Here is a 26,115-nt window from a genome sequence, read left to right on the forward strand (position 1 = left end):
GCTCACTTCTGTGCTCCGATCCGCTTGTCGAGGCTGCGCCGGGTCAGGACGTCGAAGGCCACCGCGAGGGCGACCGCCACCCCGACCAGAACGCCGTTCCACAGCGGAGGAACGCCCATCAGCACGACTCCGTTCTGCAGCAACGCGATGAAGACCAGGCCGCCGAGGGTGCGTAGCACGCCGCCCTCGCCGCCCAGGATGCTGGTGCCGCCGACGACCACGGCGGCGATGGCCGGCAGGGTCAGCTCCTGCCCGGCCGTGGCCTGCACGACGCCGACCCTGCCCACGTAGATCAGGGCGGCGACGCCGACGAGGGCGCCCACGAGCACGTACGCGGCGAACGAGGTGCGGCCGACGGGAACACCCAGCAGCCGGGCGCCCTCCGCGTCGTTGCCGATGGCGAACAGCCGCCGGCCGAACACGCGGCGCCGCAGGACGTATGCGAAGATCCCGAACATGACCAGCACGACCAGGCCGACCAGGGGGACGCCGCCGGCCCGCGCCGGGCCGAGCAGGGGGATCACCGGACCGGTGAAGACGTCGGTGCTGTCCCACAGCACGAACAGGATCGTCTTGAAGACGGCGGCCGTACCGAGGGTGGCGATGATGGGGGAGATCCGCCCGCCGACGATCAGGCCGGCGTTGACCGCGCCCAGCACGCCGCCGAGCAGCACCGAGATCAGCACCACGAGCAGCGGCGGCAGGCCGGCGACGAACAGGGTCGCGCCGACCCAGGCGACCACGCCCAGCATCGGGCCCACCGACACGTCGATCCCCGCCAGCAGCACGACCAGCGTCATCCCGGCCGCCAGCAGCGCCAGGTCGGCCGAGTTGATCACGACGTTGCCGAGGTTCGCCGCGGACAGGAAGTCGGGCGCGGCGACGCCGAAGAAGATCACCTCGGCCAGCAGGAGGATCGGCAGCAGGGCGTCGCGCAGCACGGTCAGGAGCCGGGCCGAGGGCTCCGCACGAGCGGTGAGGGCGGCCGTCGTCATCGGTTCACCCCCATCGTGGCGCGCAGCACGCCGTCCTCGGTCAGGTCGTCGCCCGACAGCTCGGCGGCCATCCGGCCCTCGCGCATGACGTAGACGCGGTCGGAGACGGCCAGCAGCTCCGGCAGGTCGCTGGAGATCACCAGCACGGCCATGCCGTCGCGGGCCACCTCCACCAGCCGCTGCTGGATGTCGGTCTTGGTGGCGACGTCGATGCCCCGTGTCGGCTCGTCCAGGATGAGGATCTTCGGCTCGGTGGCGAGCTGGCGGGCGAAGAGCACCTTCTGCTGGTGGCCGCCGGACAGGCCGGTGACGGGGAAGCTGAGCGCCGGGGCCTTGATTCGCAGGGTGCGCACCCACCTGGCGGCCAGCTCTCGTTCCTGGGCCCGCCGGATGACGCCGAGCCGGCCCAGCAGGGCCGGCAGCCGGACGGCCGTGATGTTGCTCAGCGTGTCCATGCCCGGGAAGATGCCGAGCGTCTTGCGGTCCTCCGGCAGGTACGCGATCCCGTGCGTCATGGCGTCCCGCGGGTTGCGCGGCGCGTACGCCCGGCCCTCCACCCGCATCGATCCGGCGCTGGGCCTCATCATGCCGAAGAAGGTCAGGGCCAGCTCGGTACGGCCGGCGCCGACCAGCCCGTACAGCCCGACCACCTCGCCACGCCGCACGCTCAGGCCGGCGTCGGACAGCACTCCCGGCACCGTGATCCCGGACGCCTCCAGCATGACCGGCCCCGGATCCGGGACCGTCCGGCTGATCGTGGCGTTGACCGGCCGCCCGGACATCATCTCCAGGATCCGGTCGTGGTCCGCCGCCGAGGCTGGCAGGTCGCCGGCGAGCCGGCCGTCCTTCAGCACGATGAACCGGTCCGCGACGTGCTCCAGCTCCTCGAAGCGGTGCGTGATGTAGAGGATGCCCACGCCCGCCTCGGAGAGCCGCCGCACGGTGTGGAAGAGCCGGCGCACCTCGGCGTCGGTGAGGATCGAGGTGGGCTCGTCGAGGATCAGCACCTTGGCGTCGACGTCGACGGCCCGCGCGATCAGGGCGAGCTGCTGCTCGGCCAGGCTCAGCGCGTCCATCCGCCGGTTCAGCAGCTCCACGGGGACGTCGAGCCGTTCGAACAGCTCCGCCCCGCGCCTGCGCATCCCGCGCCAGTCGACCTGCCCCAGGCGATCGCGCGGCTCGCGGCCGACGAACAGGTTCTCCAGCACCGACATCCGGGGGAAGAACGACGGCTCCTGGTAGACGACGCTGACACCACCGGCCAGCGCGTCGCCCGGGGAGGACGGCCGGTGGGCCGCGCCGTCAAGGGTCATCTCGCCGGCGTCCGGACGGTGCACGCCGGCGATGATCTTGATGAGGGTGGATTTGCCCGCACCGTTCTCGCCGAGCAGGGCCAGCCGTTCTCCTGCCGCCAGCGTGAAGCCGACGTCGGTGAGCGCGGCCGTGGCTCCGAAGCTCTTGGAGAGGCCGGAGACCGAGAGGATGGTCCTCACGTCGCTCCTAGTAATCGAACTGCGCGATGTTCGACTTGGTGAAGACCTGCGGCGGGCCCAGCACCAGAGTCTTGGTGGCCGCGTCGTACTTCACCGGCTGCGGGAGGCCCGGCACCGTCGCCTCCGCGGGGATCTGCTTGCCGTCCAGGAGCTGCTTCATCGCCCAGACGGTCAGGATGCCGAGCTGCGGCACGTCCCACAGGACCGTGGAGGTCATGGCGCCGGATTCCACGAACGTACGTGCCGTCTTGGGCGACCCGAAGCCCGACACCGCCACCTTGCCGACCTTGCCGGCGATCTGGACGGCCTGCGCCACGCCGGGAACGGCCGTCGAGGGCACCGCGATCAGCCCCTTGAGGTCGGGGTTCGCGGTCATGAGGTCCTGCGCCTCCTTCAGCGCCTGCGCGGTGTCCGTGGTGTAACGCACGCCGCCCACCAGCTGCATCTCCGGGTACGCGGACTCCTGCCGCTTGCGCGCCTCCGCCACCCAGCTGTTGAAGGTCTGGGTGTCGGCCGCCCCCGAGACGATGCCGTACTTGCCCTTGCCGCCCATCGGCTTGGCGATCTCGTCCATGACCGTCGATCCGAGCGCGGCGTCGGTGGCCTGCTGCGCGAAGAGCTGGCGCTGGCTGTCGGGCGCGTCGGCGTCCGAGGTGATCACGACGATGCCCTTCTGCCGGGCCGCCGCGATGGCGGGGTTCATGGAGCGCGGGTCGAGCGGGGACACCGCGATGGCGGCGTAGCCCTGCTGGACGAGGCCGTTGAAGATGCGGACCTGCTCGGTCGCGTCGGCGGTGGCCGGCCCTGCCTGTGTGTACGACATGCCGAGCGAGCTCGCTGTCTGCTCCGCGCCGTGCTTGAAGGCGGAGAAGTAGGGGACACCCTCCACCTGCGACACGAAGGCGACCTTGGTGCCTCCGGTTGCGCCGCCGCCCGGCGCGGCGCTCGGTCCTCCCCCTCCGACGGTCGAACAGGCCGCCAGGGCGGCCGCTGTGAGGGCTGCTACGAGCCCGGCTCTGATGTTTCGCATTACGCATCCCGACGAGACGACTCAACAGGTTCAAGGCGCGCCCCGTGCCGCCTGTGCCGTTGAGAGTAGGAATCAGTACCAAGCAATGTCAAGACTTGTAGGTACAAGTCCGACTCCTGTTGGTATAAGTTGTGCTTGATGACCGTTGACTGATAGCTCGGTCTGCGCCGGCTTTGTGAGCGAGGAGAGAGGCCCCGCATGACCAAGCGCCATGCGCACGAGATCGTCGCTGATTCGCTGCGCACGCAGATCCTGGAAGGCCGGTACAAACCGGGTGAGCGTCTGCCCTCCGAGGGCGCCCTCACCGAGGAATACGGCGTCAGCCGGAACACCGTCCGGGTGGCGCTCGACCGCCTGGCCGCGGCCAACCTCATCACCCGGCGCCGCGGCTCCGGCAGCTACGTCAACGTGGAGATCGGCATCAGCCACTCGCTCGGCAGCCTGCGCAGCTTCACCACGCTGCTGCGCGACCTGGGGCTGGAGCCGGGCATCAGCGGGGTCGAGATCCGCCGCGACCCGAGCCCGCCGCTGGAGATCCTCGGGTTCCTGCCCTCCGAGGCCGTCTGGCTGGTACGCCGGATCAGAACCGGGTCGGGGGCGCCCTTCGCGCTGCTGGACTCGTGGCTGCCCGACCGGATCGGCTCCCGGATCGACCCCGAAACCCTGGCCCGCCGGCAGTCGCTGTACGCCTCGCTCGCCGAGGACCTCGACACCAGGGTCGCCGAGGCGACGGAGAGCATTCACGCCGAGGCGGCCGACGAGCGGGAGGCCCAGGTCCTCGGTGTGCCGTTCGGCAGCCCGCTCATCGTCATCCGCAGATGGACGTACGATCGCGCCGGCAGGCCGGTCGAGTACACCCGGTCGGCAGCCCGGGGAGACCGCTACCGATACGTGGTCAAACTCCGCGCATGAGCCGTCATGGCCGCGTCCCGGTCCGTCATGCCAGTGCCTTTCGCGAGAGGTTTCCGTGGACGGCGGCGAACAGGGCCGCCAGCAGAGCCGCGCCGGCCGCGACGCCGAAGGCCCATCCGGCGCCCCCGCTGGAGAGCACCGCCGCCCCCACCGCCCCGGCCACGCTGCTGCCCACGACCCTGACCAGTGCGTTCACCCCGCCGGCCGCTGCGGTCTTGGCGGGCTCCACGTGCTCGACGGCCATCGTCCCGAGCGCCGCGTAGCCGAGTCCGATGCCCAGCCCCAGCAGCGTCGCGGCACCGTACAGGTCCGCGCCCGAGGACCTGGACACCACCAGCCACAGGGTGGCGGCCGTCACCAGTACCGAGCCGCCCGCCACGAGCGCGGACGCGGTGAAACGGCGCATCAGGGGCCCCGCCAGCACGGAGACCACGAGCATCAGCACCGTCGTCGGCAACAGGTAGATCCCTACCTGCAGCACCGAGGCCCCGAGCGTGCCCTGGGCTACCGCCGAAACGGTCGTGATGGCGGCGAACAGCGCGAATCCCAGCAGGAACGACGCCACGGTGGCCCCCACCGTTCCCCGGTGCAGCAGCATGGGGATCTCGATCAGTGGCGCCGCGGTACGGCGGGCGGTCGCGACCCACACCGCGGCCACCGCCACCGCCATGGCGAACAGGCCCAGCGTCAGTGGCGAGGTCCAGCCCCAGGCCGCGCCCTTGCTGATGGCCAGCAGCAGGCAGATGAGCCAGAGCGCGACGAGCGCCGCCCCAGCCAGGTCAGGCCGTCCTGCTCCGCGCGCCGGCGCCTCCCGCACCACAGTCGCCACCAGGACGAAACTCAGCGCGGCCAGCCCGGCCAGCGCCCAGAACACCGTCCGGTGGTTCCCCTCCAGCACCCCGGCGAGGATCATGCCGCCGCCGCTGCCCACCCCGATGGTGGCGCTGAGCACCCCGATCGCGCTGGGCAGCCGGTGGCCGGGCACCACCTGCCTGAGCAGGCCCATGGCCAGCGGGAGCAGCGGCGCGGCCGTTCCCTGAAGCACCCGGCCGACGATGAGCAGCGGCAGCGTGCCGGCCACGGCGCTGATTATCGAACCGACGACGAGCAGGCCGAGCGCGACCAGCGATGTCGTGCGCCGGCCGTACATGTCGCCGAGCCGGGCCAGTAGCGGGATCGAGACCGCTCCCGACAGCAGCCCGGCGGTGAGCGTCCACGAGACGGTGGTGGGCGGGACTTGGAGCTGCTGTTCGAGACCCGGTAGCAGAGGCACGACGACGGTCATCTGGAGGGTCCCCACGGCTACCGCGAACGCGAGCACCGCCACGATCCACAAGTTTTTATACATGTATAAAAATTAGCATGACAGGATGCCGCCGTATGCGGGGGCTGACGATCGAGGAGGCGGTGGACGCGTGCCGGATCATCTGGCGCTACACCACTGGCGAGATCAGCGGCTGCCGCTCTTCGGGGGATCGACCGCCGTCCACCATCGCTGCTGCGTGGCAGACGTCCCTGGTGACCTTCTCCATGTGCACGATGACCGGCCCGACGCCTCGCAGGTGCCTGACCTCGAACACCGGGCGGGCGACGGGAACGAGGTGCGGCGCCCCGTGCTGGAGATCAAGGAGTTCCGAGGGCCATCTGCAGCACGTCAGCCAGTTGCCGGGGGGTCGGCAGGATGCGCAGCATCTCGTCGATCTCGCGTTCCGCCCACTCCCGGTGGCGTGGCTCGGCTTCGGAATCGACGGCGATGCGTGCCTGGAGCAGCAGGAAGTTGAGCCGGGAGGCCACCAGCATCGAGAAGTCCGCCTGCTCGGCCAGGCGACCGGGACCGCCCGCGCGCACGTAAGCCTCGTACATGCCGCGCATGGCGTCGAGGTCGGTTACCGAGTCGTCGCAGAACCAGTCGAACAGCGCCCGGGCCAGTTCCCGGCCCGGCGCGGCAGGGCCGAAGTCGCCCCAGTCGACCACCACCAGGTTGCCGTCGGGGTCCGCCAGGACATTGTCCGGGTGCAGGTCACGATGGCAGACGATCAGGCCGGCGGGATCGGCCGGCGCGACCGCCGCGACCAGATCGGGCAGCATGGCCGGCAGGTCGGCCAGGCGTCCGGCCCACGACGCGTCCGAGGCGGACACCTTCGACCACTCGTGCGCGGCGGGGACCCGGTCGTACCAGGAGGCGGGTGGTCGGCCGTCCGGCTCCGAGGCCGTGGCGGGTGCGCACCGGTGCAGGCGCGCCAGCAGCTTCCCGAGCTCGCCCGGCGTGGTCCGCGCCGCCGGATCGAGCGGCCGCAGGTCGGCCCAGTCGTACAGGCGCAGCCACGTCCCGTCGGGCGTGGTCAGGAGGTAACGCCCCTCGCGGTCGGCGTGGCTGGCAGGCAGGCGCACCCCGGCCTCGGTGGCCCGCCGCGCGAAGGCCAGCTCCGCGTCGATCGACGCCTTCGACGGCGGGTCGGCGTAGATCTCCTTCAGCGCGTAGCGCGCCCGGCCCACTTCCAGCCGCCAGATCCGCCCTTGCGCACCCTGAGGCCCTGGGGACACGACGACTTCCCGATCCCAGCCGAAGGCTTCGCGCACATACGCCACGTGATCCACGCGCCCAGTATGCGGTGGGAACGCCCCGATGCGTGGCGGGCGCGGGGAATCGGGATCGGCCGTGCTCCGGCCGTGGCGGCGAGCGGGATCGGCCGTGCTCCGGGCGCGGCGGCGAGCAGGAGCCCCGGCGGTGCTCAGCACGGCGAGCGGAGTGACGACACGCAGCGGTGGAATGCGCCCGGCGACGCGCGCCTCGTCCAGCTCGTCGACGAACTCCCCGAGACCGGCTCGCTCCCCCGCGAAGGGTGGTCCCGCTGTGAGGTGGCAGAGTCCCCGTACGCCGAGTGACCGCCAGGTCCTTGACCGGGCGCCGATCAATGGCCGGTGATCGGGGCGTCCAGGGCGGGGGCTTGGGCGGCCTGCCGGTCGTAGGCGGTGACGATGGCGTCCAGGAGGCCGGGGAAGCGGGCGTCGAGGTCGTCCATGCGCAGTGCCGTCCAGCGGCGGTTGCCTTCCTCGCGCTGGCGGATGATCCCGGCTTCGCGGAGCACCCGGAAGTGGTGGGTGAGCGTGGACGGCGCGACGTCCACCGGGAAGGTGCCGCAGGCCCGCTCGGGGGCGGCGCGCAGGGTCTGCACGATGGTCATGCGCGTCGGATCGGCCAGCGCGTGCAGGACGTCGAGGACGTCGAACTCCTCGGTGTCCGGGTGGACCAGTTCGGGGCGGCGGCGGTGGGTGCGGGGCATGTCTCGCCTTTCTCTTTCGACAAGCAGCGTACAAGCATGATACGACTTTCGTCGTACGACGAATGTAGAAAGAGGAAAGCATGCGTGCCTTGGTGATGACCGCGCCCTCAGACGGGACGGATCGCACGGACGTGGAGGAGATCGCCGAACCACGTCCTGGTGAGGGACAGGTGAGTATCGATGTCACCTACGCCGGAGTGAACTTCATGGACGTGATGGCGCGCCGCGGCGATCCCGGCTACGCCTCGTCCTGGCCGTACGTGCCCGGGCTCGAGGTGGCCGGAACCGTACGGGAACTCGGCGCCGGCGTGAGCGGGCTCGCCGTGGGGCAGCGGGTGGTGGCGTTCACGGCGGGCGGCGGCTTCGCCGAGGTGGCCATCGCGCGGGCAGCGCTCACCGTACCGGTGCCGGACGAGATTTCCTTGCTGACGGCGGCGGGCACGCCGATGGTGTTCTCCACCGCGCTGCTGTTGCTGACGGACGCCGCCCGGCTCTCCTCAGGAGAGAGCGTCCTGGTGCACTCGGCCGGCGGGGGTGTGGGAAGCGCCCTGGCGCAGCTGGTGCCGGCGCTGGGCGGCGGTCTGCTCATCGGCACCGTCGGCCGGCCGGACAAAACCGACTCCGCACGGCAGAGCGGTTATGACATCGCCCTCGCCCGCGGCGCCGATCTGGTCGACTCGGTGCGTGCCGCCACCAAAGGGAACGGCGTCAACGTCGTCCTGGACCCCTTGGGCACGAGCCTGGTCGATGTCGACCTGGACATCACGGCGCCGGGAGGGCGGATCGTCCTGTTCGGCAACGCCGGCGGCGGGCAGCCCGCCCCGCTGCCGCCCCTCGGCAAGCTCATCGGCGGCAACGTCGCGATCGGCGGTTTCAGCATCACCAGCCTGAGCAGGTCGGCTCCGGAACGGGTCGCCGCGGCGCTGCGCCGCGTCCTGGAGCTGATCAGCGCCGGCCGGCTGGATGTAGCGGTCACGGACATCGGCTCGCTGGCCGGCGTGCCCGCCGTCCACCAGCTGCTCGCGGACGGCAGGGGCAGCGGCAAATACGTGGCGCGTGTCGCGTAGCCATCCCCGCCGAGGCCCTTCCACGTACTGCCAGGAGAAGTCGGTCTGGGGCCAGGGGGCGCCGGCCGCCGGACCACCGGGGTGATCAGAATTGCACGTTGGTCATCGTGTACCACGTCGGAGCGCACACCAGCAGGGCCAGCGCGCCGAGGACCGCGAACGACTGGAGCGCTCGCGAGGTGGTGATGGTCGCGGGTGCGACGGGCCTCAGCTTCCCCCGTCCTACCGCGATGAACGCCGTACCGCCTCCCAGCAGGAGATTCGCGGGCACCAGCGCGTATTCGCCGCGCACGATGTGAAAGCCGGCCGCGAGAATCATCGTCAGCGTCAGGCCGGCGGCGGCGAGCGGCGTCAGCTTCGGCTTGACTCCCGTCATCGCCGGCAGGATGAGGCCGACGCCGCCGAGCACCTCACAGACCCCGATGAAGACGATCAGGGGCTGCGGCACCGCGGCGTACCAGGCCACGGCCCGAGGGGCCGCCGCATACAGAACGCCGTCGTACAACAGCACCTTGCCGAAACCGCTGCCGGCGAAGAAGAAGCCGAACACCACTTGAAGCGGCCACAGTACGCCGTTGAGCGTGAACCTCCTTCCACGCCCCTTGGGCTGCTCAATGTCCTTGGCGCCGGGTGGGCGCTCGGTGATCTGCGGGTTCATGTCCTGTCACGACCTTTCGGATCGGGTTGGCCGGATGCTGTGTGGTTCTTCGCCGGTGAGCCACGTGCCGCCGGTCATGAGGGTGCGGCCGCTGAGCTCGTTCGCCTCGCGCCAGGCCTGCACCTTGCGCGGGGCCAGGCGGAAGTAGAGGTAGCCACCGCTCTGGTCGCGAGGATCGAAGCCGGTCCTGGCGGCGAAGGCGTCGCCGACCTCGTCCGGGATCTCGGCGGCGGGGATCGTCTCGCGGAGTTCGGCGTCGACGAGGATGACGTCGCGCGTGTGGCCGAACGCGATCCTGCTCGTGCCGGTCGCTTCCAGGAACCGGGCCGTGGGGTTGGTCCCGGCCGTGGAGATGAGCACGGTGTGGCCGTCCCAGAGGAACGACAGCGGCATGAGGTAGGGCGAGCCGGCCGGGTCCGCGGTGGCGAACCAGGCGTCGACGTCGTGTTCGAGCCGGTGCAGGGTGTCGCGGATCCGCTCGTCGCGGGGGCGGGCCGGAGGACGGGTCACGCTCATGCTGTCATCTCCATGACCGAGGAAGGGGCGGCCGGACGCTGGGCGCGTTGCCGGCCGGTCGGTGGTGGGTTCATCGAGCGGGGAGGGAGGTGGCCTCCCACGTGAACCCGTCCGGGTCGACAATGGCGTCGGCGTCGGTGTTGATGATGAGCCGGTGCGAGCCGGTTCCCTCGACGGGAACGCCGGCGTCCTTGGCGGCGGCCCGGCGGCTGTAGAGGGCGAGCCTGACCGGCGCGGTGGCGAACTCGACGTACTTACGACCGAAGCTCTTGGTCACCGACAGGCCGCGCTCGACGTAGAAGCGCTTGGTCACGGCGACGTCGTCGACGCCCAGCAGCAGGACGATGTCGTCGATGTCCCGGGTGGCCGGGCCGGTGTCCTTCTTCGACGACGATGCGATCTTCCAGAGCGTGCCGTACGGATCGCGCAGGACACCGCCATAACCCCAGAAGCTCTTCGTGGGTGGCTTCAGGGCGGTCGCGCCGCTCTGCAGCGCGGTGCCGAAGAGGCTGTCCACGGTGCTCGGCTGCGACACCACCAGCGACATGATGTAGCCGCGGAAGCCGGTCGCGGGCGGCTGTGCGGCGCGGGTGCGTACGTGGGCTCCCACGCCGAAGGCGGTGGCGTAGAAGTCATCGGCGGCCGTGGGGTCGGGGACTTCGAACGTGACGGAGTGAATGGTGGTCATTGCGGGTTTCTCCTTATCGGTCCTGGATGAGGCCGAGGACATTGCCGTCGGGGTCGGTGAAGGTGGCCACCAGGCGGCCGCCGCCGACCTCGTGTGCCGCCTCCTGCACCGTGGCCCCCGCGGCGATCACCGCGGCGAGCTTCGCCTCGATGTCCGGCACGTGCCAGTAGGCCACCGGGGCGGTCATGCCCTGCGGTCCGCCGTTCGGGACGAGCCCGATGTGCTGGCCATCGGCCTCGAAGCCGACGTAGTAAGGAGCGTCGTGCTCCGGTGGGACGCCGAGCAGGGCGGCGTAGACCTCCTTGGCCTTGGCCAGGTCGGACACGGGGTGCAGGACGGTCTTGATCATGATTGCTCCTGTGGGCGCGATCTCTTGTGCTCCTAGCTTCCGGCCTGGCCTGGCCGGTCGGCATCCGTGGTGACCACGGAACCGACCACGGAACCGACCACGGGCCTGACCACGGGCCTGACCACGGGGCCCGGCCACGGGGCCCGGCCACGGGTCGCCCGCACGGGGTGGGGCACGGAGGAGATACGAAAGAATGCGACTATGGCGACGGAAGGTGACATCTCTCCGCGAGAGGCCGAGGTGCTGGAGCTCCTCGGCGCTCACTTCAGCAACGCTGAGATCGCAGCGCAGCTGTTCATCTCGGTACGTACCGTCGAGAGTCACGTCTCCTCACTGCTGCGCAAGCTGGGGGTGCCGGACCGGCGAGCGCTCGCCCTGCGCGCGGCCGTCGATCGGCCCCGCCGGGAGCCGGTTCCCCTGCCGGCTCCGCTGTCCTCGTTCATCGGCCGGGCCAGGGAGCGGGGAGAGCTGTCCGGGATGGTGACGGCGCACCGCCAGGTGACCGCGGTCGGTCCGGGCGGCGTGGGCAAGACCCGGCTCGCGCTGGCGGTGGCGGCGGAGCTGGCCGGCCGGTACACCGACGGGGTGTGGTTCGTCGACCTGATCCCGGTCACCGACCCCGGCATGATCGCGACCGCTGTCGCGGGTGCGCTCGGACTCGGCGAGCAGCCCGGCCGCGACTTGACCGAGTCGGTGGTCGCCGCGCTGGCCGACCGACATGCGCTGCTGGTGCTCGACAACTGCGAGCACGTCGTGGACGGGGTGGCGCTGCTTCTCGAGCGGCTGCTCGCGGCCTGCCCTCGAATGACCGTCCTGGCGACCAGCCAGGCCCGGCTGATGGTGCCGTTCGAACGGGTGTATCCGGTCCCGCCGTTGTCGCTGGCCGTGGATGGAGAGTCGGACGCGGTCGCGCTGTTCGTGGAGCGGGCGGCGGCGGCCGGCCTGCCGCTGGATCCCGCGTTGCGCGGCCGGATCGCCTCGATCTGCGAGCGGCTGGACGGGATGGCGCTGGCGATCGAGCTTGCCGCCGCCCGCTGCCCCACGCTCGGGCTGGACGGCATCACCTCCGCGCTGTCCCACCCGCTGCGGATGCTCACCGGCGGATCACGTACCGATGAACGGCACCGCTCGGTGCGGGCCGTGCTGGACTGGAGCCACGCTCTGCTGGAACCGGCCGACCAGGAGCTCCTGCACCAGATGTCGATCTTCGTAGCGCCGTTCACCGCATCGGCGGCGGCCGAGGTCACCGGAGCCACGATGGACGTGGTCACCGACGGACTGGCCCGGCTCGCCGAACAGAGCCTGCTGACGGTTACGGCATCCCCGAGAGGCACCTCCTACCGGGCATTGGAGGCCATCCGCCAGTACGGGACAGAACGGCTCAGCCAGGCCGGTGAGCTGGCCGGTGCCCGGGCCCGGCACCTGCGCTGGTGCTTCACCCAGGCCGTTGACCTGGCGGCGGCCGGGCCGGACTGGCGGGCCCGGTTCGACGCGGTCGCCGACGACCTCCGCGCGGCGCTGACGTGGGCGGCAGGCGAGCCGGAGCGGCGCACGGATGCCCACGATCTTGCCCGGCACCTGGCCGAGCTGACGTTCACCCGCCACCTGATCGGCGAATCGCAGCAGCGATACGAGCAGGCGGCCGCGCTCGCCGACGAGCCCGCCGCCACCGCGTCCATGTTCCGGAAGGCCGCGGACGTCGCCGGCTGTCGTACGCGCGGCGACGACATGTACCGCCTCCACCGCGCCGCCGCGGATGCCGCCCGCCGTGCCGGCGACACCGCCCGCGCCGCCGTGGACCTGGCCACCGCAGCCACCGCCGCGTACCGGTTCTCGAGCACGTTCGTACGGATCCCGCCCGAGGAGGAGGCGGTCGCCCTGGTCTCCGAGGCGCGGGAGCTGGCCGGTGACGACCCGGCCGCCGAGGCGGCGGTGGCGCTGGCGGAGGCAGGGGTGCTCAGCGACGCGTTCGGCGCGGTTCAGGGGCCGGCCGACAACGCCGTACCGGAGACGCTCGCGCGTGCCGAACGCGCGGTCGAGCTGGCCCGCCGCATCGGCGACCCGCTCGCCGAGTCCGCGGCGCTCGACGCGCTCACCGCGGCACACGCCTGGGCCGGGGACACGTTCGCCTGCGCGGCCACCGCCGGGCGCCGGGTCACGCTGCTCTCCTCCATGGCGGACCGGCCGGAGACGCCGGGCGGCGTCCACGAGCTGATCGACGGGCTCGGCATGGCTGTCCAGACCAGCCTCGGCGTGGGAAACCTGGCGGACGCCCGCCGGTGGGGACGGCAGCTGGCCGACCATCCGGCACTGGCCGAGGTGGGCCATCGGGCCACGTGCTGGCTGCTGGTCGCCGACGCGCTGGCGGGCAACGCCGACGACGTCCTCTCCGGCAGCACGCGCTTCCTCGACGCGTGGCGGCGCGCCGGCAGCCCGGCCAAGGCGGCCCTCGGCCCGGCGGCCGACGCGGTGGCGATGATCCACAGCTTTCGCGGCGACCACGAGCGTGAATGGCAGGAGGTGCTGGACCGGCTCGGCGAGCCGTCGGAGCGCACCTACGGCTACGGGGCGCTCTACGACGCGATGCGGATGCTCCATCACGGGCAGGCCGGGGAAGCCATGGAGCGGATGGCGCCCGAGCCCGGGGAGGTGTGGAAGTGGGTGACCTGGATCTGGCTCCACTGGTACGTGGCGATACGCGCCGAGGCCACCGTCCTCGCCGGAAGCCCGGTCGCGCGCGACCGCCTGGCCGACGCCCGTACCATCACGGCCGGCAACCCGGTCGCCGGCGCCGTCGTGGAGCGGGCGGGATCCCTCCTCGACCAGGACCGCGAGCGCCTGCTCGCCACCGCGGACGTCTTCGAGGCCGCTGGCTGCCGCTACCAGGCGGCGCGGACGATGGTGCTGGCCGGTGGCGAGCATGCCGCCCGTGGCGCCGCCGCACTGGCCGATCTCGGGCTCGGCCCCATGACGGTTTCCGTGAGCCCATGGTGAGCGGCTGCCGGTGGCCGTGACAGGTGCGCCGTGCGGCGGCGCCGCTCACCCCGGAAGTCAGTCGGGAAGGGCGGGTTCGGCGTTGCTCCAACCCGAGTCGAGGACCAGCCAGTAGTCCAGCATCCTGCCGGGGACCTGCCACTTCTCGCTGTCGGCGCCTGGCTGGAGCTGGATGTCACGGCTGCCCAGAACCTGGCCGGTCCGCTGGTCGAAGAGCACCTCTCTCCGGATCGTCCCCCGGCCGTCGGCGCTCTCGAACGGGGCCGCGAGGCCGACCGCCGGCCGGCCGAGCGGATCCGTGACGGTGCCCAGCCGCTGCACGCCCGGATAATCGGTGATCAGGCGCATGAGGCCGGCCCGCACCTTGGGCGGCACGGGCGTGTCTTTGAGCACGGAGAAGACCTGGTCGAGCACTCTTCCGGGGCCGTCGCAGTGCCTCGGCGCCCCGGACCGGCCCGCCGCGAGCTTCACCGAGCCCTCGCACAGCAGCGTGCGCAGCGCTCCTGGGTCGGTGGGCAGCTCCTGGAGCTCCTGATAGGTGAACTGGCCGACGCCGCCGATGTCGAACGTGCCGCCGCCCTGGTCGTTCGGATCGTCCACCTGCCAGGCACCGGACTTCGTCGTGACGGTCCTGCTCACACCCGACGAGCGCACCGTCCAGTGCGAAGGGGAACCCGCCGCGCGCCAGGCATCGGCGTCGGCGCTGGTCTGGGGTTTGCCCGCGAAGGCGCGGCCGTAGAAGGACTCGCCGTCGCCGGGGGTTCTTCCCGTCCACGTGAAGGTCTCGTCGCGCTCCTCCACGACGTACCCGCCGGTCCTGCCGCGCGCGAGCGCCGCGAAGCCGGTGCGCTGGTGCGTGTACCAGTAGGGGCCCTGCTGCTGTCGCTCCGCCTGGGAGGCGGCGGCCAGCATCATGCCGCGAGGCGACAGGGTGTGAGGAGTGGCCTCCACGCCTGTCCGCGGTCGCGCGGGGTCGTCGGTGGCGAGCGTCACACCTGCCACGACGGCCGCGGCCGTGGCGGCGGCGAGCACGCCGGCAGGGATGCGCCACCTGCGGCGGGGGCGTGGCCGTGCGGAGTCGTCCTGGTCCAGCATCCGGGCACGGGCGGCCGCGACGGCCTTCTCGGAGGGCGGGGGCGGGTCGTCGTACATCCCCCGTACGAGATGAAGGTCGTTCATCGATGTGTCTCTTCCTCGTCGAGCAGCGCATTCGATCCGCCCAGCGCCTTGCGTAGCTTCTTGCGGGCCCGGTTGAGCCGCGAGGACACCGTGCCGGAGGGCACGTCCAGAGCCTGTGCCACCTCGTCGTAGCTCAGCTCCGCGAGCGCCACCAGCAGTAGCACGTCACGCTGGTCCGCGGGCAGGGCGGCGATGGCGCGGGCCAGCGTGCCTTTGACGGCTTGCGCGCTCACCTTCGCCGTCACCTCGTCCTCGTGGCCCCGGGCCGGGTCCGCCTCCGGATGCAGGCGGTCCACGGCGCGAAGGAGCCGCACCTCGTCGCGGCGGTGCCGGCTGATGAGGTTGGTCGCGATGCCGTAGAGCCAGGGGCGGGCGCTGCGGCGGCTCATGTCGTAGCGGCGTCGCTGCCGGAAGGCGAGGGCGAACGTCTCGGCGGAGACGTCGTCGGCGGCGTGCGCGCCGAGCCGGCGGGAGACATACCGGTGGATCTCCGCGTGGTGCGCGTCGAAGACGGCGCCGAAACGCTCGGGCTCGTCCCAGGACCGTTCGATCACCACGGCGTCGTCCTGCGGCGGTGAGGCCATGTCCGGGGGATCCGCCAGGTGTGGCTCATTCATTCAGGTGGCTCATTCATTCAAGGCCTTGTAGTCGGCGGGACATCGGTCATCTCTTGTTGTCCGCAGGTGGCCTTCGCCTTCCCCCGAATTCTGGCGTGCCGGCCGGGGACTGAGGGCGATCCACGAAGACAGCGGCTTCGACGATTCAGCCGCGTCAGATGTGAGGTCCTTCGGCTATGAGATTTACACGGCCGTACTTCTGGAACCCGACCAGGACCTCGCGATGTGGTGTTCGGATTCCGGGACCGGACCCCCACCGTGATGCTCACGTACTGCACGGACGACGTCGACGCCGAGTTCCGCGTACCTCCGGCGGAGCGGATCTGCTCGGCACGACGCTGCAGCGGCATCCGGACGACCTCGAACGGGCGTTTCCGCATGGGAGCGCAACCTGCAACCGGTCATCACCGAGTGGCAGGGCACGGCCGAAGGGCTGCGTCAGTGGTTCAACCCGTCAGGTCGCCGTGAGGCTCTGCTGCGCCACTTCTGGACCCGGGGCGAGGACCGGCCCGCCATCGGCCGCTGGGTCCGGCAGTATTTCATGCGCCGCAGGATGTCGAAGAACGCGGACGTGGCGGCCGTGCGAGCCTGGAGGAGATGCGGTGAACGAGCTTGTGCGCCACGACCCGGCCAAGGCCGCACGCATCCTCAAGGCCACGCGGGAGTTGGTGCTCCGTCACGGGGTGCGGAGCACCAACGTCTCGGAGATCGCACGGGCGGCGCACATCGGCAAGGGAACGCTCTACCTCTAATGGCGGACGAAGGGGACCTGATCGCCGAACTGGTCGTCCGGGATCGAGGTGTGGCGCGCGCACGGTCTGGCCAGGGACGACTGGGACTTCGCGGACCAGGCGTTCGCCATGCGCGCGCTGGTGGGCGGGTTCTTCGCGCTGGCGACCGGGACCGAGGACCCGCCGGCCGGCCGGCGGGCGGTGTTCGAGGCCGGCGTACGTGCCCTGCTCTACCCGCCCGATCAGGCCGGCGATCTTCGGGACGAACTCCTTCCGACGCAGATAGAGGAGGCAACGCGCCGCCTTCTCGGCGCCGAGGATCGCACGCCTGACCGCCCTGGTCTTTCGCCCGCCGTCGGTGCGAACGCTGACCTGAGGGTCGAGCAGGGCGATGAGGGTGCCGAGGTCGCCGTGCTCGCAGGCGTTCTTGAAGGCGGAGACGATGCGGCGATGCCGATGGGCACTGACGGCGCGGCGCCGATCGCGGTGGAGACGTCGCCTGGCCGTGGCGGCGAGCCGGCGGCAGGCATCGGGGTACGCCCGACATGCCGGCGATCTCGGTGTGCGTGTCCTGCTCCGAGCCGAGCAGACGCTCGGCGATCTCACTCAGCAGACGCCGCTCGCCCACGATCGTGGTGATCCCGCGGGACTCGACCTGCCTCCAGAGCCGCCAGGAGGCTCCCTGGTGTTTTGCAAATCGATTGGCTACAGTTCCGACCGGACCCACACACCAAGGAGAAGCATGGACAGTGCGCGCACCCGCAAGGCCCTGATCGTCCGGGGAGGCTGGGAGGGACACAGCCCCGTCGAGGCGACCGAGAGGTTCATCCCGTTCCTGGAGGCGCACGGCTACGCCGTCGAGGTGCACGAGAGCCCCGAGGTGTACGCGGACGCCGACAAGCTCGCCGCGACCGACCTCGTCGTGCAGTGCTACACCCAGGGGCAGGCCACCGACGAACAGGTGCTCGGTCTGTCCGCGGCGGTAGCCGCCGGCACCGGTCTCGCCGGCTGGCACGGCGGGATCTGCGACTCCTTCCGGGCCTCGCCGGACTACCTGCATCTCACGGGCGGGCAGTGGGCGGCCCACCCGGGCGGCTTCGTCGCGCACGAGGTGGCCGTCGTGCCGGAGCGGCGCGGGCACCGGATCGTCGAGGGCCTGGACCGCTGGAAGCTGAACACCGAGCAGTACTGGGTGCTCACCGACGCGCTGAACGACGTGCTCGCCACGACCACGTTCGCCGTGGGCGACGAGACGCCGTGGCGCGAAGAGCTGACCTGCCCCGCGGTCTGGACCCGCCGGTGGGGTAAGGGCCGGGTCTTCGTCTCGACGATCGGCCACAAGCTGGAGGACCTCGACCACCCCGATGTGCGGACGCTGACGGAGCGAGGGCTGCTGTGGGCGAGCCGCTGACCACGGAGCCGACACGGATCATCCTCGACACGGATCTGGGCATGGGGGCGCCGGGGTCGGACATCGACGACGGCTTCGCGCTCGCCCTGGCCCTGGCCGACCCCGGCCTGCGGGTCGAGACGGTCACCACGGTCGGGGGCAACAGCGACGTCGTGACCTCGACCCGGCTGACCCGCGACCTGCTCCAGGTGCTCCACCGCGGCGACGTGCCCGTGGTGCAGGGCGCCCCGGGCGGCGGCGCCGCGGCCGAGGAGATCGCGCGCCGGGTGCTCGCCGAGCCCGGGCGGTTGACCGTCGTCGCGATCGGGCCGCTGACCAACGTCGCGCGCGCGCTCGCGATCGCGCCGGAGGTCGCCGGCGCGGTCCGCGAGATCGTCGTGATGGGCGGGGTGTTCCTCGAGCAGACGAACGTCGCGGCGATGCCGGGGGAGTACAACTTCTGGTGCGACCCGGAGGCGGCCCAGGCGGTCTGCGAGAGCGGCGCGCGCCTGCGGTTCGTCGGGCTCGACGTGACCCGCCGGGTGCGGCTGAGCCGCGAGGACGCCCGGGCGCTGGCGTCCGGAGGGGAGTTCGGCCGGATCGCCGCGCGCCACACCGAGGCCTGGATCGACTTCCAGGAGCGGGTCAAGCCGCGGGAGGAGATCGAGCAGGGCAGTTGCGCGCTGCACGACCCGCTCGCCGTCGCGGTGGTCACCCGTCCGGATCTGGTGACCTGGAAGGAGGCGCACGTCGCCGTCGAAACGGCCGGCCGCATCACGCGCGGGGTCGCGGTGGCCGACCTGCTGATGTGGGAGAACCCGCCCGAGCCCAACTGCCGGATCGCGACGGCGGTGGACGCGCCGGCCTTCCGTGAGCTGTTCCTGGAGCGGCTGGAGGCCCTGCCGTGAGCCGGCCGGCCGGCGCGCCTGACCGGCGTTGACCGGAGGGCGCGCGGACCCGTACCGTTGCCTGAGCAAACCGATTTGCATGGGCTGAGGAGAGAGAGCATGAGCACCCGTCGACCGGAACTCGGGGTAGCGATGATCGGCTACGCGTTCATGGGTGCCGCTCACTCCCAGGGGTGGCGCAACGCCCACCGGTTCTTCGGCCTGCCGGTCCGTCCGGCGATGAGCGTGATCTGCGGCCGTACTGAGTCCGCCACCAGGGCGGCCGCCGACACGATGGGCTGGGCCGGCTGGACGACGGACTGGCGGCAGGTCCTCGACCGGGACGACGTCCAGGTCGTCGACATCTGCACGCCGGGCGACACGCACGCCGAGATCGCCGTCGCGGCCCTGGAGGCCGGCAAGCACGTGCTGTGCGAGAAGCCGCTGGCGAACACCGTCGCCGAGGCCGAGACGATGACCGCCGCGGCCGAGGCGGCGCAGGCGCGAGGCGTCCTGTCCTCCGTCGGGTTCAACTACCGGCGCACGCCGGCGCTCGCCTACGCGCGGCGGCTCGTCGAGGCGGGCGCGGTGGGCACGGTCCGGCACATCCGCGCCCATTACCTGCAGGACTGGATCGTGGACCCGGAGTTCCCGCTGGTCTGGCGGCTGCAGAAGGACAAGGCCGGATCCGGCGCGCTCGGCGACATCGGCGCACATGTCGTCGATCTGTCCCAGTTCCTCACCGGCCAGCGCCTGACCGAGGTCTCGGGCCACCTCACCCGCTTCGTCGAGCGCCGTCCCCTCGCGCGGTCGGCGTCCGGGCTGAGCGCGAGCGGCGGCGCCGAGACCGGCGAGGTCACCGTCGACGACGCCGCGGTGTTCTTCGGGCGCACCGACGGCGGCGCGCTCGCGACCTTCGAGGCGACCCGGTTCGCCACCGGCCGCAAGAACGCCATGCGGATCGAGCTCAACGGCTCGGCCGGCAGCATCGCCTTCGACTTCGAGTCGATGAACGAGCTGCTCGTGTACGACGGCACGGCGCACCCCCGTGACGCCGGGTTCCGCCGGATCCTGGTCACCGAACCCGACCATCCCTACACCGGCGCCTGGTGGCCCCCGGGCCACGGCCTCGGCTATGAGCACACGTTCGTGCACGAGATCGCCGACTTCGTCCGCGACGTCGCGGCGGGCACGCCGCCGGCGCCGTCGTTCGCCGACGGCCTGCAGGTCCAGCGGGTGCTGGACGCCGTCGAGCGATCCTCGGCAGCGGGCGCCGGCTGGACCGGGGTCTGACGGACCACCCACCACCGAAAGGTACAGAGTTGAGCAAGCTGCGCGTCGGCGTCATCGGACTGGGCGAGGTCGCCCAGGTCATCCACCTGCCCATCATCGAGTCGCTGCCCGACCGCTACGAGCTCGCGGCGATCTGCGACATCTCGCCGGGCCTGCTGGAACGCCTGGGCGATCGCTACGGGGTCGAGCACCGCTACACCGACTTCCGGGAGATGACAGCCGCCGGCGGCCTGGACTGCGTGATCGTCCTGAACAGCGACGAGTACCACGCGGACTGCACGATCGCGGCGCTCGACGCGGGTCTCGACGTGCTCGTCGAGAAGCCGATGTGCCTCAGCCCCCGCGAGGCACAGGAGATCATCGAGGCGCGCGACCGGTCGGGCAGGACCGTGATGGTCGCCTACATGCGGCGGTTCGCGCCGGCGTTCACCGAGGCGGTCGAGAAGCTTCCCGAGCTCGGCCCGATCCGCTACGCGCGCGTCCACGACGTGATCGGCGAGAACCGGCTGATCGTCGACCAGACGTCGTACGTCGACCGGCCCGACGACGTCCCCCAGGAGGCGATCGACGAGAAGTGGGCGCGCCGGTCGGCGCTGGTGAAGGAGGCGCTGGGCGACGTTCCCCAGGAGCTGGAGTGGACCTACGGGTTGCTGTGCGGCCTCGGCAGCCACGACCTGTCCGCCATGCGGGAGCTGCTCGGCCGCCCGAAGGAGGTCTCGGCGGCGAAGATGTGGCGCAGCGGCGGCTACGTCGTGGCGCTCCTCGACTACGGCGACTTCGTCGTCACCTACGAGACCGGGGTCGACGACCAGCTGCGCTACGACACCTACATCGAGGTGTACGGCGCGAGCGGCACGATGAAGGTGCGCTACGACACGCCCTACGTCCGGCACTTCCCGACGACGCTGCACCTGGAGCTCACCGACGGCGACTCCTACGAGCGTTCCGTGCGGCGACCGCACCTCAAGGACCCCTACACCTACGAGCTCGAGTACTTCCACGAGGCGGTCACCACGGGCGCGACGCCCAAGACGACCCCGGAGGACTACGTGCAGGACATGGAGCTCTTCGTCGACATCATCCGCGCCCTGGACAAGGGCTGATCGCGCCCGCGGACGGCGCCGCGCGGCGCGGCCTTCGGAAGATAAGTCGAGCCCAGCCGAAGATAGGCGTCGTTACCCTGGCCACGGCGCCGTAGCGTCGTCCTCGCCCCCCGGATCACTCGTTACCTGGAAAGGCGGCACCGCGATGACCGAGACCCTGACCGACGCTGACGTGGCGTTCTTCCGCGAGAACGGCTACCTGCTGCCCGGCCGCCGGCTGCTTTCCGAAGATCGCCTCTCCGGACTGGAGCTGATCTTCAACGAGCACCTCAGAGACAAGGGCGACAAGCTCTCCGACGAGCTCGACACGCCGCACTACCGCGACGCGCGGCTGCTCGACTACCTCCTCTCCGACGAGGTCCTCGACTGGATCGAGCCCCTGGTCGGTCCCGACATCGCCCTCTGGTCCAGCCACTTCATCTCCAAGGACCCCTTCACCGGCCGGGCGACCCCGTGGCACGAGGACAGCGCGTTCTGGGAGGGGCGCTTCGACAACTACGACAACATCGTCACGATCTGGCTCGCCCTCGAGGACGGCTCCTTCAAGGAGAACGGCTGCATGCGGGTCATCCCCGGCTCCCACCTGAACGGCGGGTTCTCCGACGACTACCGGCCGACCGACATGACCGAGCAGACGTTCCACGCCGAGCTCGCCGGCGTGGACGAGACGAAGGCCGTCTACTTCGAGCTGAAGCGCGGCGAGTTCTCGATGCACGACGGCCGGATCGTCCACGGCGCCCGGGCCAACACCAGCGCCACCCGCCGCACCGGCTACACCATGCGCTACTTCCCGAGCTCGGTGAAGATGCAGGACGTCCCGCAGAACGAGGGCTGGAAGATCTGGCTGGCCCGAGGGGCCGATCTCGCCGGCAACGACTACGCCAACGCGCCCGCCCGCGCGTGACGGCCGGCTCATGAGACTGGGACTTCTGACCGCCTGCCTGCCCGGCGAGTCGCTGGAGGACATCGCCCGGTGGGCCGGCGACCACGGATACGCCGCCCTCGAGGTCGCGGCCTGGCCCGACCGCCCCGGCCGCGACTGGGAGGCCTCCCACCTGGACGTCGAGGCGTTCGGGCAGGCCGACGCCGACCAGGTCACCTCGATCCTCGACCGGCACGGCCTGACCCTGTCGGCGGTCGCGTACTACGAGAACAACCTGCACGCGGACCTGGAGGTGCGCGAGGCGACGCACGCGCACCTGCGCCGGTGCGTCGACGCCGCCCAGCTGCTCGGCGTGGGCCTGGTCGGCACCTTCGTCGGCCGCGACGTGACGCTCACCATGGCCGAGAACCTCCGCCTGGCCGAGCGGGTGCTCCCGCCGCTGGTCGAGTACGCCGCGGCCCGCGGCGTACGCCTCGTGATCGAGAACTGCCCGATGGAGGGCTGGCATCCCGACGGCTACCCGGCCAACCTCGCCTACTCACCCGAGCTGTGGGGCTGGATGGCCGACCTCGGGCTGTGGCTCAACTACGACCCCTCGCACCTGGTCTGGCTCGGCATCGACCCGGTGGCGGCGCTCGAGGCGCACGCCGACCGGATCCTGCACGTCCAGGCCAAGGACGTCGAGGTGCACGCCGCCGCCCGCGACCGCTACGGGGTGTTCGGGCAGGTGCTCGGCAGGCAGCCCTGGGTGAGCGGGTGGTGGCGCTACCGCATCCCCGGCCTCGGCGAGGTCGACTGGCGGCGCCTGATCGACGCGCTCCACCAGCACGGGTACGAGGGCGCCGTCTCCGTCGAGCACGAGGACCCGGTCTGGAGCGGCGACCCCGATCGCGTCCGCAAGGGCCTGACCATCGCACACCGCACCCTCGCCCCGCACGTCCACATCTGATCGACCGCCCAGGAGGGCCCGTCCATGCACCGCGGTGTCTACTTCGACGCCTGGTTTCCCCGCCAGCACTGCTACCACCCGAGCCTGCCGCCCCGCCGCCTGCGCATGGTCGACGACCTCGTCGACTACCACGCCACCGTGCTGGTGTGGGCGTCCATGGGCGGCGGCTCGCTGGCCCTGCCGTACCTCGAACAGGAGGCGTTCGGCCCGGTCGACGCCCGCTCGCGCTTCTACGGCTTCGTCAACGACAGCGAGTTCATCGCCGCCTGCCACGAGCGGGGCATCAAGGTCCTGGGCATCGTCTTCGAGGCCCAGGGCTGGGAGTTCCCGGTCGAGCTGACCGACGAGGAGGACGCCGTCCTCGCCCTCAACGAGCTGCGCGGCGTGGGCAAACGCGACTGGATGGGGCTGCGCGAGTTCTCCTCCAACCGCTACCCGAAGCTGTGGAAGCCGGTCGAGCACTACTTCCCCGGCGGGCTGGTGAACTCCGAGGGAGAGCAGGTCACCGACCTGATCGAGGAGTGCGTGGCCCGCGACATCCACGGCCGGCCCTGCCACGCGCACTGGGTGGAGTGCCCGGATCGCGAGCACCAGTGCTTCTACATGGACCGCAACAACCCGGTCTGGCGCGAATACCTCAAGGCGGTCATCAGGATCCAGATCGACGCCGGCATCGACGGGATCCAGCTGGACGAGGCCGAGCTGCCGATGGGCGCGTTCCAGTACGGCGCCTGCTTCTGCAAGGACTGCATGAAGGGCTTCCGCGCCTACCTGCAGGGGTTGAAGCCGTCGAAGGTGGACATCGCGCTCGACGGGGTCGACCTGGAGACTTTCCACTACGGCGAGTGGCTGCTCGCCCAGGGCTACGACTTCAAGGCGAACCGCGAGTCGACGCCGCTGTTCGGCGACTACTACGCCTTCCAGTGCCTGTCGATCAAGAAGTACTTCGCCGAGCTCGCCGGCTACGCCCGCGCGTACGCCCGCTCGCGCGGCCGCGAGATCATCGTCTCCGGCAACTTCTTCAACCTCGAACCGATGTACCTCGCCCTCGCCGACGACGTCGACCTGGTCATCACGGAGATGCGGAACACGACGTACCGCCAGCCGGAGTGGTACCGGTACGTCGCGGCGTTCGCCGGCGACAAGGACGTCGTCGTGGTCGAGAACCCGTACGGCGGCGTCGTCCCGGAGCTGATCGACCTGCTCGGCAAGGGCAAGGGGTACGACCTGTTCCGGCTGTCGCTGTTCGAGGCGGCGGCGATGGGCTCGAACATGTCGGTGCCCTACGGCTCCTGGATGGGCAGCGTCATCGAGGACGCCTTCTACGCGCCCCACGAGCTGGCCGGCGAGGTCCAGGCGTTCCTGGCCGGCCACGAGCGGCTGTTCGCGCGCCGCACCGTCAACGAGGTCGCGGTCGTCTTCAGCGTCGAGAGCACGCGCGAGCTGATCGGCAGGGCGGACGCCAGTGACAACACCGCCAACGCCCGCGACGAGTCGGTGGTGGTGCCGTACCGCGTCGTGACGAGGACGCTGTCGGACGCCGCGGTACCGTACGACGTGGTGATCTGGCCGGACGGCGTCACCGCGCCGGACCGGTCGAGCGCCGAGGCGCTGCGGCGGTACTCGACCGTGATCCTGCCGGACGTCTTCGCGCTGACCGAGGGGCAGGTCGCCGCCGTCGAGGGGTACCTCGCGGCCGGCGGGACGGTCGTCGTCACCGACCGGGTGGCCGGCTCCCTCCCGCGGCACGCGAACGTCCGCACCGCGCACCGCGCCGTGCTCGGCGAGCTGCTGCCGCACGGGCGGCAGGTCGACACCACCGTGCCGGCCGCCGCGAACATCCAGCACCTGGCCGACGGCTCCTACGCGCTGCACCTGGTCAACTACGGCTACGACCGCGAGGCCGACGCCGTGCGGGCGCACACCGACGTCCCGCTCCGCGTGCGGCTGCCCGAGGCCCGGGAGCGCGCGACCGTGGTGGCGAGCGACGGGACGCGCACGCCGCTGGAGGTCGCCCGCGAGGACGGTGCGCACGTCGTACGCCTCGGCTCGCTGGGCGTCTACGCGATCGTGGTCTTCCACGACGGGGAGCTGCCATGAGGATCGCGGCGCTGCGCGGGCGCGAGACGTTCGTGGTCGAGGAGGCCCCGGTCCCGTCGATCGGGCCGGACGAGGTGCTGGTCCGCGTCGTGGCCTCGGGCGTGTGCGCCTCGGAGCTCGAGCCGTGGCTGAGCGGCCCTCCGGCGGGGGAGGTCCGCTACCCGGGCCACGAGGTCAGCGGCGTGGTCGTCGACGTGGGCGCCGAGGTGACGGCACCGGCCGTCGGGGACCGGGTGGGCGTCTGGGTGACCGAGCGCGGCTTCGCGGAGTACGTCGCGGTGCGCGCGGCGTACTGCTTCCCGGCGGGCGACGGCCCGCTCGACGAGGCGCTCGCCGAGCCGATCGCCTGCTCGCTCAACGCCGTGGAGGCCGCCGGCGTCCGCCTGGGCGACGACGTGGTCGTCATCGGGGCCGGGTTCATGGGCAACCTGGTGCAGAGGCTCGCCGCCCTGCGCGGGCCGCGGCAGCTGATCGTGGCGGACGCGCGCGCCGACGCCCTGGAGCGCGCCGCGCGCCTGGGCGCGACGCGGACCGTCGACGTGACGAAGGAGTCGCTGCCCGACGCCGTGCGGTCCCTCACCGGCGGGCGCGGCGCCGACATCACCTTCGAGTGCACCGGCACCCAGCCCGCGCTCACGGGCTGCGGTGACACGACCCGGATGAGCGGCACGATCGCGATCGTCGGCTTCCACCAGGGCGCCGAGCGCACCATCCCGCTGGCGTACTGGAACTGGATGGCGTTCACCATCGTCAACGCCCACTTCCGCGACCTCGCGGTGATCATGCGCGGCATGTCGGCCGGCATGCGCCTGCTCGCCGGCGGCGTGCTGTCGATGGACGGCCTGGTCAGCCACCGCTTCCCGCTCGAGGAGATCAACGCCGCCTTCGCCGCCCTGCGCGCGAAGCCTGACGGGTTCGTGAAGGCGGTGGTGACGTTCCCGGACGTGTGACGGCCACCGCCCGGGCCCGGAGGACCGCTGGGGAAGGGCGTCCCCGG

General features: G+C 71.4%; 26 protein-coding genes. 13 read left to right on the top strand and 13 right to left on the bottom strand.

The window, feature by feature from the left end; genetic code table 11:
* Positions 1-2: 2 nt before the first annotated feature.
* From FH608_RS44030 to FH608_RS44040, 3 genes are read right to left on the bottom strand one after another with little or no spacing between them, the layout of a single operon-like run.
* Positions 3-995 (bottom strand): ABC transporter permease, encoded by a 993-nt coding sequence (locus FH608_RS44030; RefSeq protein WP_139637008.1) that lies wholly within the window; start codon positions 993-995, stop codon positions 3-5.
* Positions 992-2,488, bottom strand: a complete 1,497-nt coding sequence (locus tag FH608_RS44035; protein ID WP_139637009.1) for a sugar ABC transporter ATP-binding protein — start codon at positions 2,486-2,488, stop codon at positions 992-994. Before FH608_RS44035 ends, FH608_RS44030 begins: the two co-directional genes overlap by 4 nt.
* Positions 2,489-2,495: 7 nt before the next feature.
* On the bottom strand, positions 2,496-3,518 hold the full coding sequence (locus FH608_RS44040; RefSeq protein ID WP_139637010.1) for an autoinducer 2 ABC transporter substrate-binding protein: 1,023 nt from the start codon (positions 3,516-3,518) through the stop codon (positions 2,496-2,498).
* 198 nt (positions 3,519-3,716) lie between these two features.
* Between FH608_RS44040 and FH608_RS44045 the strand changes: the two genes are divergently transcribed.
* Positions 3,717-4,430 (top strand): GntR family transcriptional regulator, encoded by a 714-nt coding sequence (locus FH608_RS44045; RefSeq protein ID WP_139637011.1) that lies wholly within the window; start codon positions 3,717-3,719, stop codon positions 4,428-4,430.
* Between the two features lie 25 nt (positions 4,431-4,455).
* Here the strand turns inward: FH608_RS44045 and FH608_RS44050 are convergent, their stop codons facing one another.
* From FH608_RS44050 to FH608_RS44060, 4 genes are all read right to left on the bottom strand, one after another.
* Entirely contained in the window at positions 4,456-5,778 is a 1,323-nt protein-coding gene (locus FH608_RS44050; protein WP_139637012.1) for an MFS transporter, read from the bottom strand.
* An 85-nt stretch (positions 5,779-5,863) separates the two neighbouring features.
* Positions 5,864-6,010 carry a hypothetical protein gene (locus FH608_RS52065; protein ID WP_193318959.1) on the bottom strand — a complete coding sequence of 49 codons (147 nt, stop codon included), beginning with the start codon at positions 6,008-6,010 and terminating at the stop codon, positions 5,864-5,866.
* Positions 6,011-6,053: 43 nt separating this feature from the next.
* Entirely contained in the window at positions 6,054-7,028 is a 975-nt protein-coding gene (locus tag FH608_RS44055; RefSeq protein ID WP_193318960.1) for a phosphotransferase enzyme family protein, read from the bottom strand.
* 314 nt (positions 7,029-7,342) lie between these two features.
* Positions 7,343-7,714: an ArsR/SmtB family transcription factor gene (locus tag FH608_RS44060; RefSeq protein ID WP_139637013.1), complete on the bottom strand. Its 372-nt coding sequence runs from the start codon at positions 7,712-7,714 to the stop codon at positions 7,343-7,345.
* 170 nt (positions 7,715-7,884) lie between these two features.
* Between FH608_RS44060 and FH608_RS44065 the strand changes: the two genes are divergently transcribed.
* The gene (locus tag FH608_RS44065; RefSeq protein WP_263008672.1) at positions 7,885-8,781 is read left to right on the top strand and encodes a quinone oxidoreductase family protein; all 897 of its coding nucleotides are present in this window, start codon (positions 7,885-7,887) and stop codon (positions 8,779-8,781) included.
* A gap of 85 nt (positions 8,782-8,866) precedes the next feature.
* Here FH608_RS44065 and FH608_RS44070 read toward each other — a convergent pair whose 3' ends face one another.
* The 4 genes from FH608_RS44070 to FH608_RS44085 all read right to left on the bottom strand — a co-directional run bounded on the left by FH608_RS44070 (position 8,867) and on the right by FH608_RS44085 (position 10,992).
* Positions 8,867-9,439 (bottom strand): DoxX family protein, encoded by a 573-nt coding sequence (locus FH608_RS44070; RefSeq protein ID WP_139637015.1) that lies wholly within the window; start codon positions 9,437-9,439, stop codon positions 8,867-8,869.
* Between the two features lie 6 nt (positions 9,440-9,445).
* The gene (locus FH608_RS44075; protein WP_226900450.1) at positions 9,446-9,955 is read right to left on the bottom strand and encodes a pyridoxamine 5'-phosphate oxidase family protein; all 510 of its coding nucleotides are present in this window, start codon (positions 9,953-9,955) and stop codon (positions 9,446-9,448) included.
* 70 nt (positions 9,956-10,025) lie between these two features.
* Positions 10,026-10,643: a VOC family protein gene (locus tag FH608_RS44080; protein ID WP_139637016.1), complete on the bottom strand. Its 618-nt coding sequence runs from the start codon at positions 10,641-10,643 to the stop codon at positions 10,026-10,028.
* 13 nt (positions 10,644-10,656) lie between these two features.
* Entirely contained in the window at positions 10,657-10,992 is a 336-nt protein-coding gene (locus tag FH608_RS44085) for a VOC family protein (RefSeq protein WP_139637017.1), read from the bottom strand.
* Positions 10,993-11,193: 201 nt separating this feature from the next.
* Between FH608_RS44085 and FH608_RS44090 the strand changes: the two genes are divergently transcribed.
* On the top strand, positions 11,194-13,986 hold the full coding sequence (locus tag FH608_RS44090) for an ATP-binding protein (RefSeq protein ID WP_139637018.1): 2,793 nt from the start codon (positions 11,194-11,196) through the stop codon (positions 13,984-13,986).
* A 57-nt stretch (positions 13,987-14,043) separates the two neighbouring features.
* Here the strand turns inward: FH608_RS44090 and FH608_RS44095 are convergent, their stop codons facing one another.
* Positions 14,044-15,165, bottom strand: a complete 1,122-nt coding sequence (locus FH608_RS44095) for a CU044_5270 family protein (protein ID WP_139637019.1) — start codon at positions 15,163-15,165, stop codon at positions 14,044-14,046.
* A complete protein-coding gene (locus tag FH608_RS44100) occupies positions 15,162-15,782 on the bottom strand; it encodes an RNA polymerase sigma factor (RefSeq protein WP_226900451.1) in 621 nt (206 codons plus the stop codon). The genes FH608_RS44095 and FH608_RS44100 overlap by 4 nt, the downstream gene beginning before the upstream one ends.
* Before the next feature lie 602 nt (positions 15,783-16,384).
* On the opposite strand from FH608_RS44100, the gene FH608_RS52070 reads away from it, so the two are divergent.
* The 10 genes from FH608_RS52070 (at position 16,385) to FH608_RS44155 (ending at position 26,068) form a co-directional block, all read left to right on the top strand.
* On the top strand, positions 16,385-16,534 hold the full coding sequence (locus FH608_RS52070; RefSeq protein ID WP_193318961.1) for a helix-turn-helix domain-containing protein: 150 nt from the start codon (positions 16,385-16,387) through the stop codon (positions 16,532-16,534).
* A gap of 48 nt (positions 16,535-16,582) precedes the next feature.
* Positions 16,583-17,152, top strand: coding sequence for a hypothetical protein (locus tag FH608_RS44115; RefSeq protein WP_139637020.1), 570 nt, complete (start codon positions 16,583-16,585; stop codon positions 17,150-17,152).
* A gap of 103 nt (positions 17,153-17,255) precedes the next feature.
* A complete protein-coding gene (locus tag FH608_RS44120) occupies positions 17,256-17,924 on the top strand; it encodes a ThuA domain-containing protein (RefSeq protein WP_139637021.1) in 669 nt (222 codons plus the stop codon).
* Positions 17,909-18,811 carry a nucleoside hydrolase gene (locus FH608_RS44125; protein ID WP_139637022.1) on the top strand — a complete coding sequence of 301 codons (903 nt, stop codon included), beginning with the start codon at positions 17,909-17,911 and terminating at the stop codon, positions 18,809-18,811. The genes FH608_RS44120 and FH608_RS44125 overlap by 16 nt, the downstream gene beginning before the upstream one ends.
* A 99-nt stretch (positions 18,812-18,910) precedes the next feature.
* The gene (locus FH608_RS44130) at positions 18,911-20,083 is read left to right on the top strand and encodes a Gfo/Idh/MocA family protein (RefSeq protein WP_226900452.1); all 1,173 of its coding nucleotides are present in this window, start codon (positions 18,911-18,913) and stop codon (positions 20,081-20,083) included.
* 29 nt (positions 20,084-20,112) lie between these two features.
* Positions 20,113-21,186: a Gfo/Idh/MocA family protein gene (locus FH608_RS44135; protein WP_139637023.1), complete on the top strand. Its 1,074-nt coding sequence runs from the start codon at positions 20,113-20,115 to the stop codon at positions 21,184-21,186.
* A 145-nt stretch (positions 21,187-21,331) separates the two neighbouring features.
* Complete coding sequence (locus FH608_RS44140; RefSeq protein WP_139637024.1) at positions 21,332-22,090, top strand: phytanoyl-CoA dioxygenase family protein; 759 nt, start codon at positions 21,332-21,334, stop codon at positions 22,088-22,090.
* Between the two features lie 10 nt (positions 22,091-22,100).
* A complete protein-coding gene (locus tag FH608_RS44145; RefSeq protein WP_139637025.1) occupies positions 22,101-23,018 on the top strand; it encodes a sugar phosphate isomerase/epimerase family protein in 918 nt (305 codons plus the stop codon).
* Between the two features lie 24 nt (positions 23,019-23,042).
* Complete coding sequence (locus FH608_RS44150) at positions 23,043-25,118, top strand: type 1 glutamine amidotransferase family protein (protein WP_139637026.1); 2,076 nt, start codon at positions 23,043-23,045, stop codon at positions 25,116-25,118.
* Positions 25,115-26,068: a zinc-binding dehydrogenase gene (locus FH608_RS44155; protein WP_139637027.1), complete on the top strand. Its 954-nt coding sequence runs from the start codon at positions 25,115-25,117 to the stop codon at positions 26,066-26,068. The genes FH608_RS44150 and FH608_RS44155 overlap by 4 nt, the downstream gene beginning before the upstream one ends.
* Positions 26,069-26,115: the final 47 nt, after the last annotated feature.

Origin of the sequence: Nonomuraea phyllanthi (genome assembly GCF_006334985.2) — a bacterium.
Taxonomy (GTDB): domain Bacteria; phylum Actinomycetota; class Actinomycetes; order Streptosporangiales; family Streptosporangiaceae; genus Nonomuraea; species Nonomuraea phyllanthi.

Excerpts from the sequence above, each read along its gene's own strand:
- FH608_RS44040 (WP_139637010.1), bottom strand. The coding sequence starts at position 3,518 with ATGCGAAACATCAGAGCCGGGCTCGTAGCAGCCCTCACAGCGGCCGCC.
- FH608_RS44100 (WP_226900451.1), bottom strand. The coding sequence starts at position 15,782 with ATGAATGAGCCACACCTGGCGGATCCCCCGGACATGGCCTCACCGCCG.
- FH608_RS44075 (WP_226900450.1), bottom strand. The coding sequence starts at position 9,955 with ATGAGCGTGACCCGTCCTCCGGCCCGCCCCCGCGACGAGCGGATCCGC.
- FH608_RS44130 (WP_226900452.1), top strand. The coding sequence starts at position 18,911 with ATGAGCACCCGTCGACCGGAACTCGGGGTAGCGATGATCGGCTACGCG.
- FH608_RS44150 (WP_139637026.1), top strand. The coding sequence starts at position 23,043 with ATGCACCGCGGTGTCTACTTCGACGCCTGGTTTCCCCGCCAGCACTGC.
- FH608_RS44120 (WP_139637021.1), top strand. The coding sequence starts at position 17,256 with ATGGACAGTGCGCGCACCCGCAAGGCCCTGATCGTCCGGGGAGGCTGG.
- FH608_RS44090 (WP_139637018.1), top strand. The coding sequence starts at position 11,194 with ATGGCGACGGAAGGTGACATCTCTCCGCGAGAGGCCGAGGTGCTGGAG.
- FH608_RS44045 (WP_139637011.1), top strand. The coding sequence starts at position 3,717 with ATGACCAAGCGCCATGCGCACGAGATCGTCGCTGATTCGCTGCGCACG.
- FH608_RS44060 (WP_139637013.1), bottom strand. The coding sequence starts at position 7,714 with ATGCCCCGCACCCACCGCCGCCGCCCCGAACTGGTCCACCCGGACACC.
- FH608_RS44080 (WP_139637016.1), bottom strand. The coding sequence starts at position 10,643 with ATGACCACCATTCACTCCGTCACGTTCGAAGTCCCCGACCCCACGGCC.
- FH608_RS44030 (WP_139637008.1), bottom strand. The coding sequence starts at position 995 with ATGACGACGGCCGCCCTCACCGCTCGTGCGGAGCCCTCGGCCCGGCTC.
- FH608_RS44070 (WP_139637015.1), bottom strand. The coding sequence starts at position 9,439 with ATGAACCCGCAGATCACCGAGCGCCCACCCGGCGCCAAGGACATTGAG.
- FH608_RS44085 (WP_139637017.1), bottom strand. The coding sequence starts at position 10,992 with ATGATCAAGACCGTCCTGCACCCCGTGTCCGACCTGGCCAAGGCCAAG.
- FH608_RS44140 (WP_139637024.1), top strand. The coding sequence starts at position 21,332 with ATGACCGAGACCCTGACCGACGCTGACGTGGCGTTCTTCCGCGAGAAC.
- FH608_RS44145 (WP_139637025.1), top strand. The coding sequence starts at position 22,101 with ATGAGACTGGGACTTCTGACCGCCTGCCTGCCCGGCGAGTCGCTGGAG.
- FH608_RS44095 (WP_139637019.1), bottom strand. The coding sequence starts at position 15,165 with ATGAACGACCTTCATCTCGTACGGGGGATGTACGACGACCCGCCCCCG.
- FH608_RS44155 (WP_139637027.1), top strand. The coding sequence starts at position 25,115 with ATGAGGATCGCGGCGCTGCGCGGGCGCGAGACGTTCGTGGTCGAGGAG.
- FH608_RS44050 (WP_139637012.1), bottom strand. The coding sequence starts at position 5,778 with ATGTATAAAAACTTGTGGATCGTGGCGGTGCTCGCGTTCGCGGTAGCC.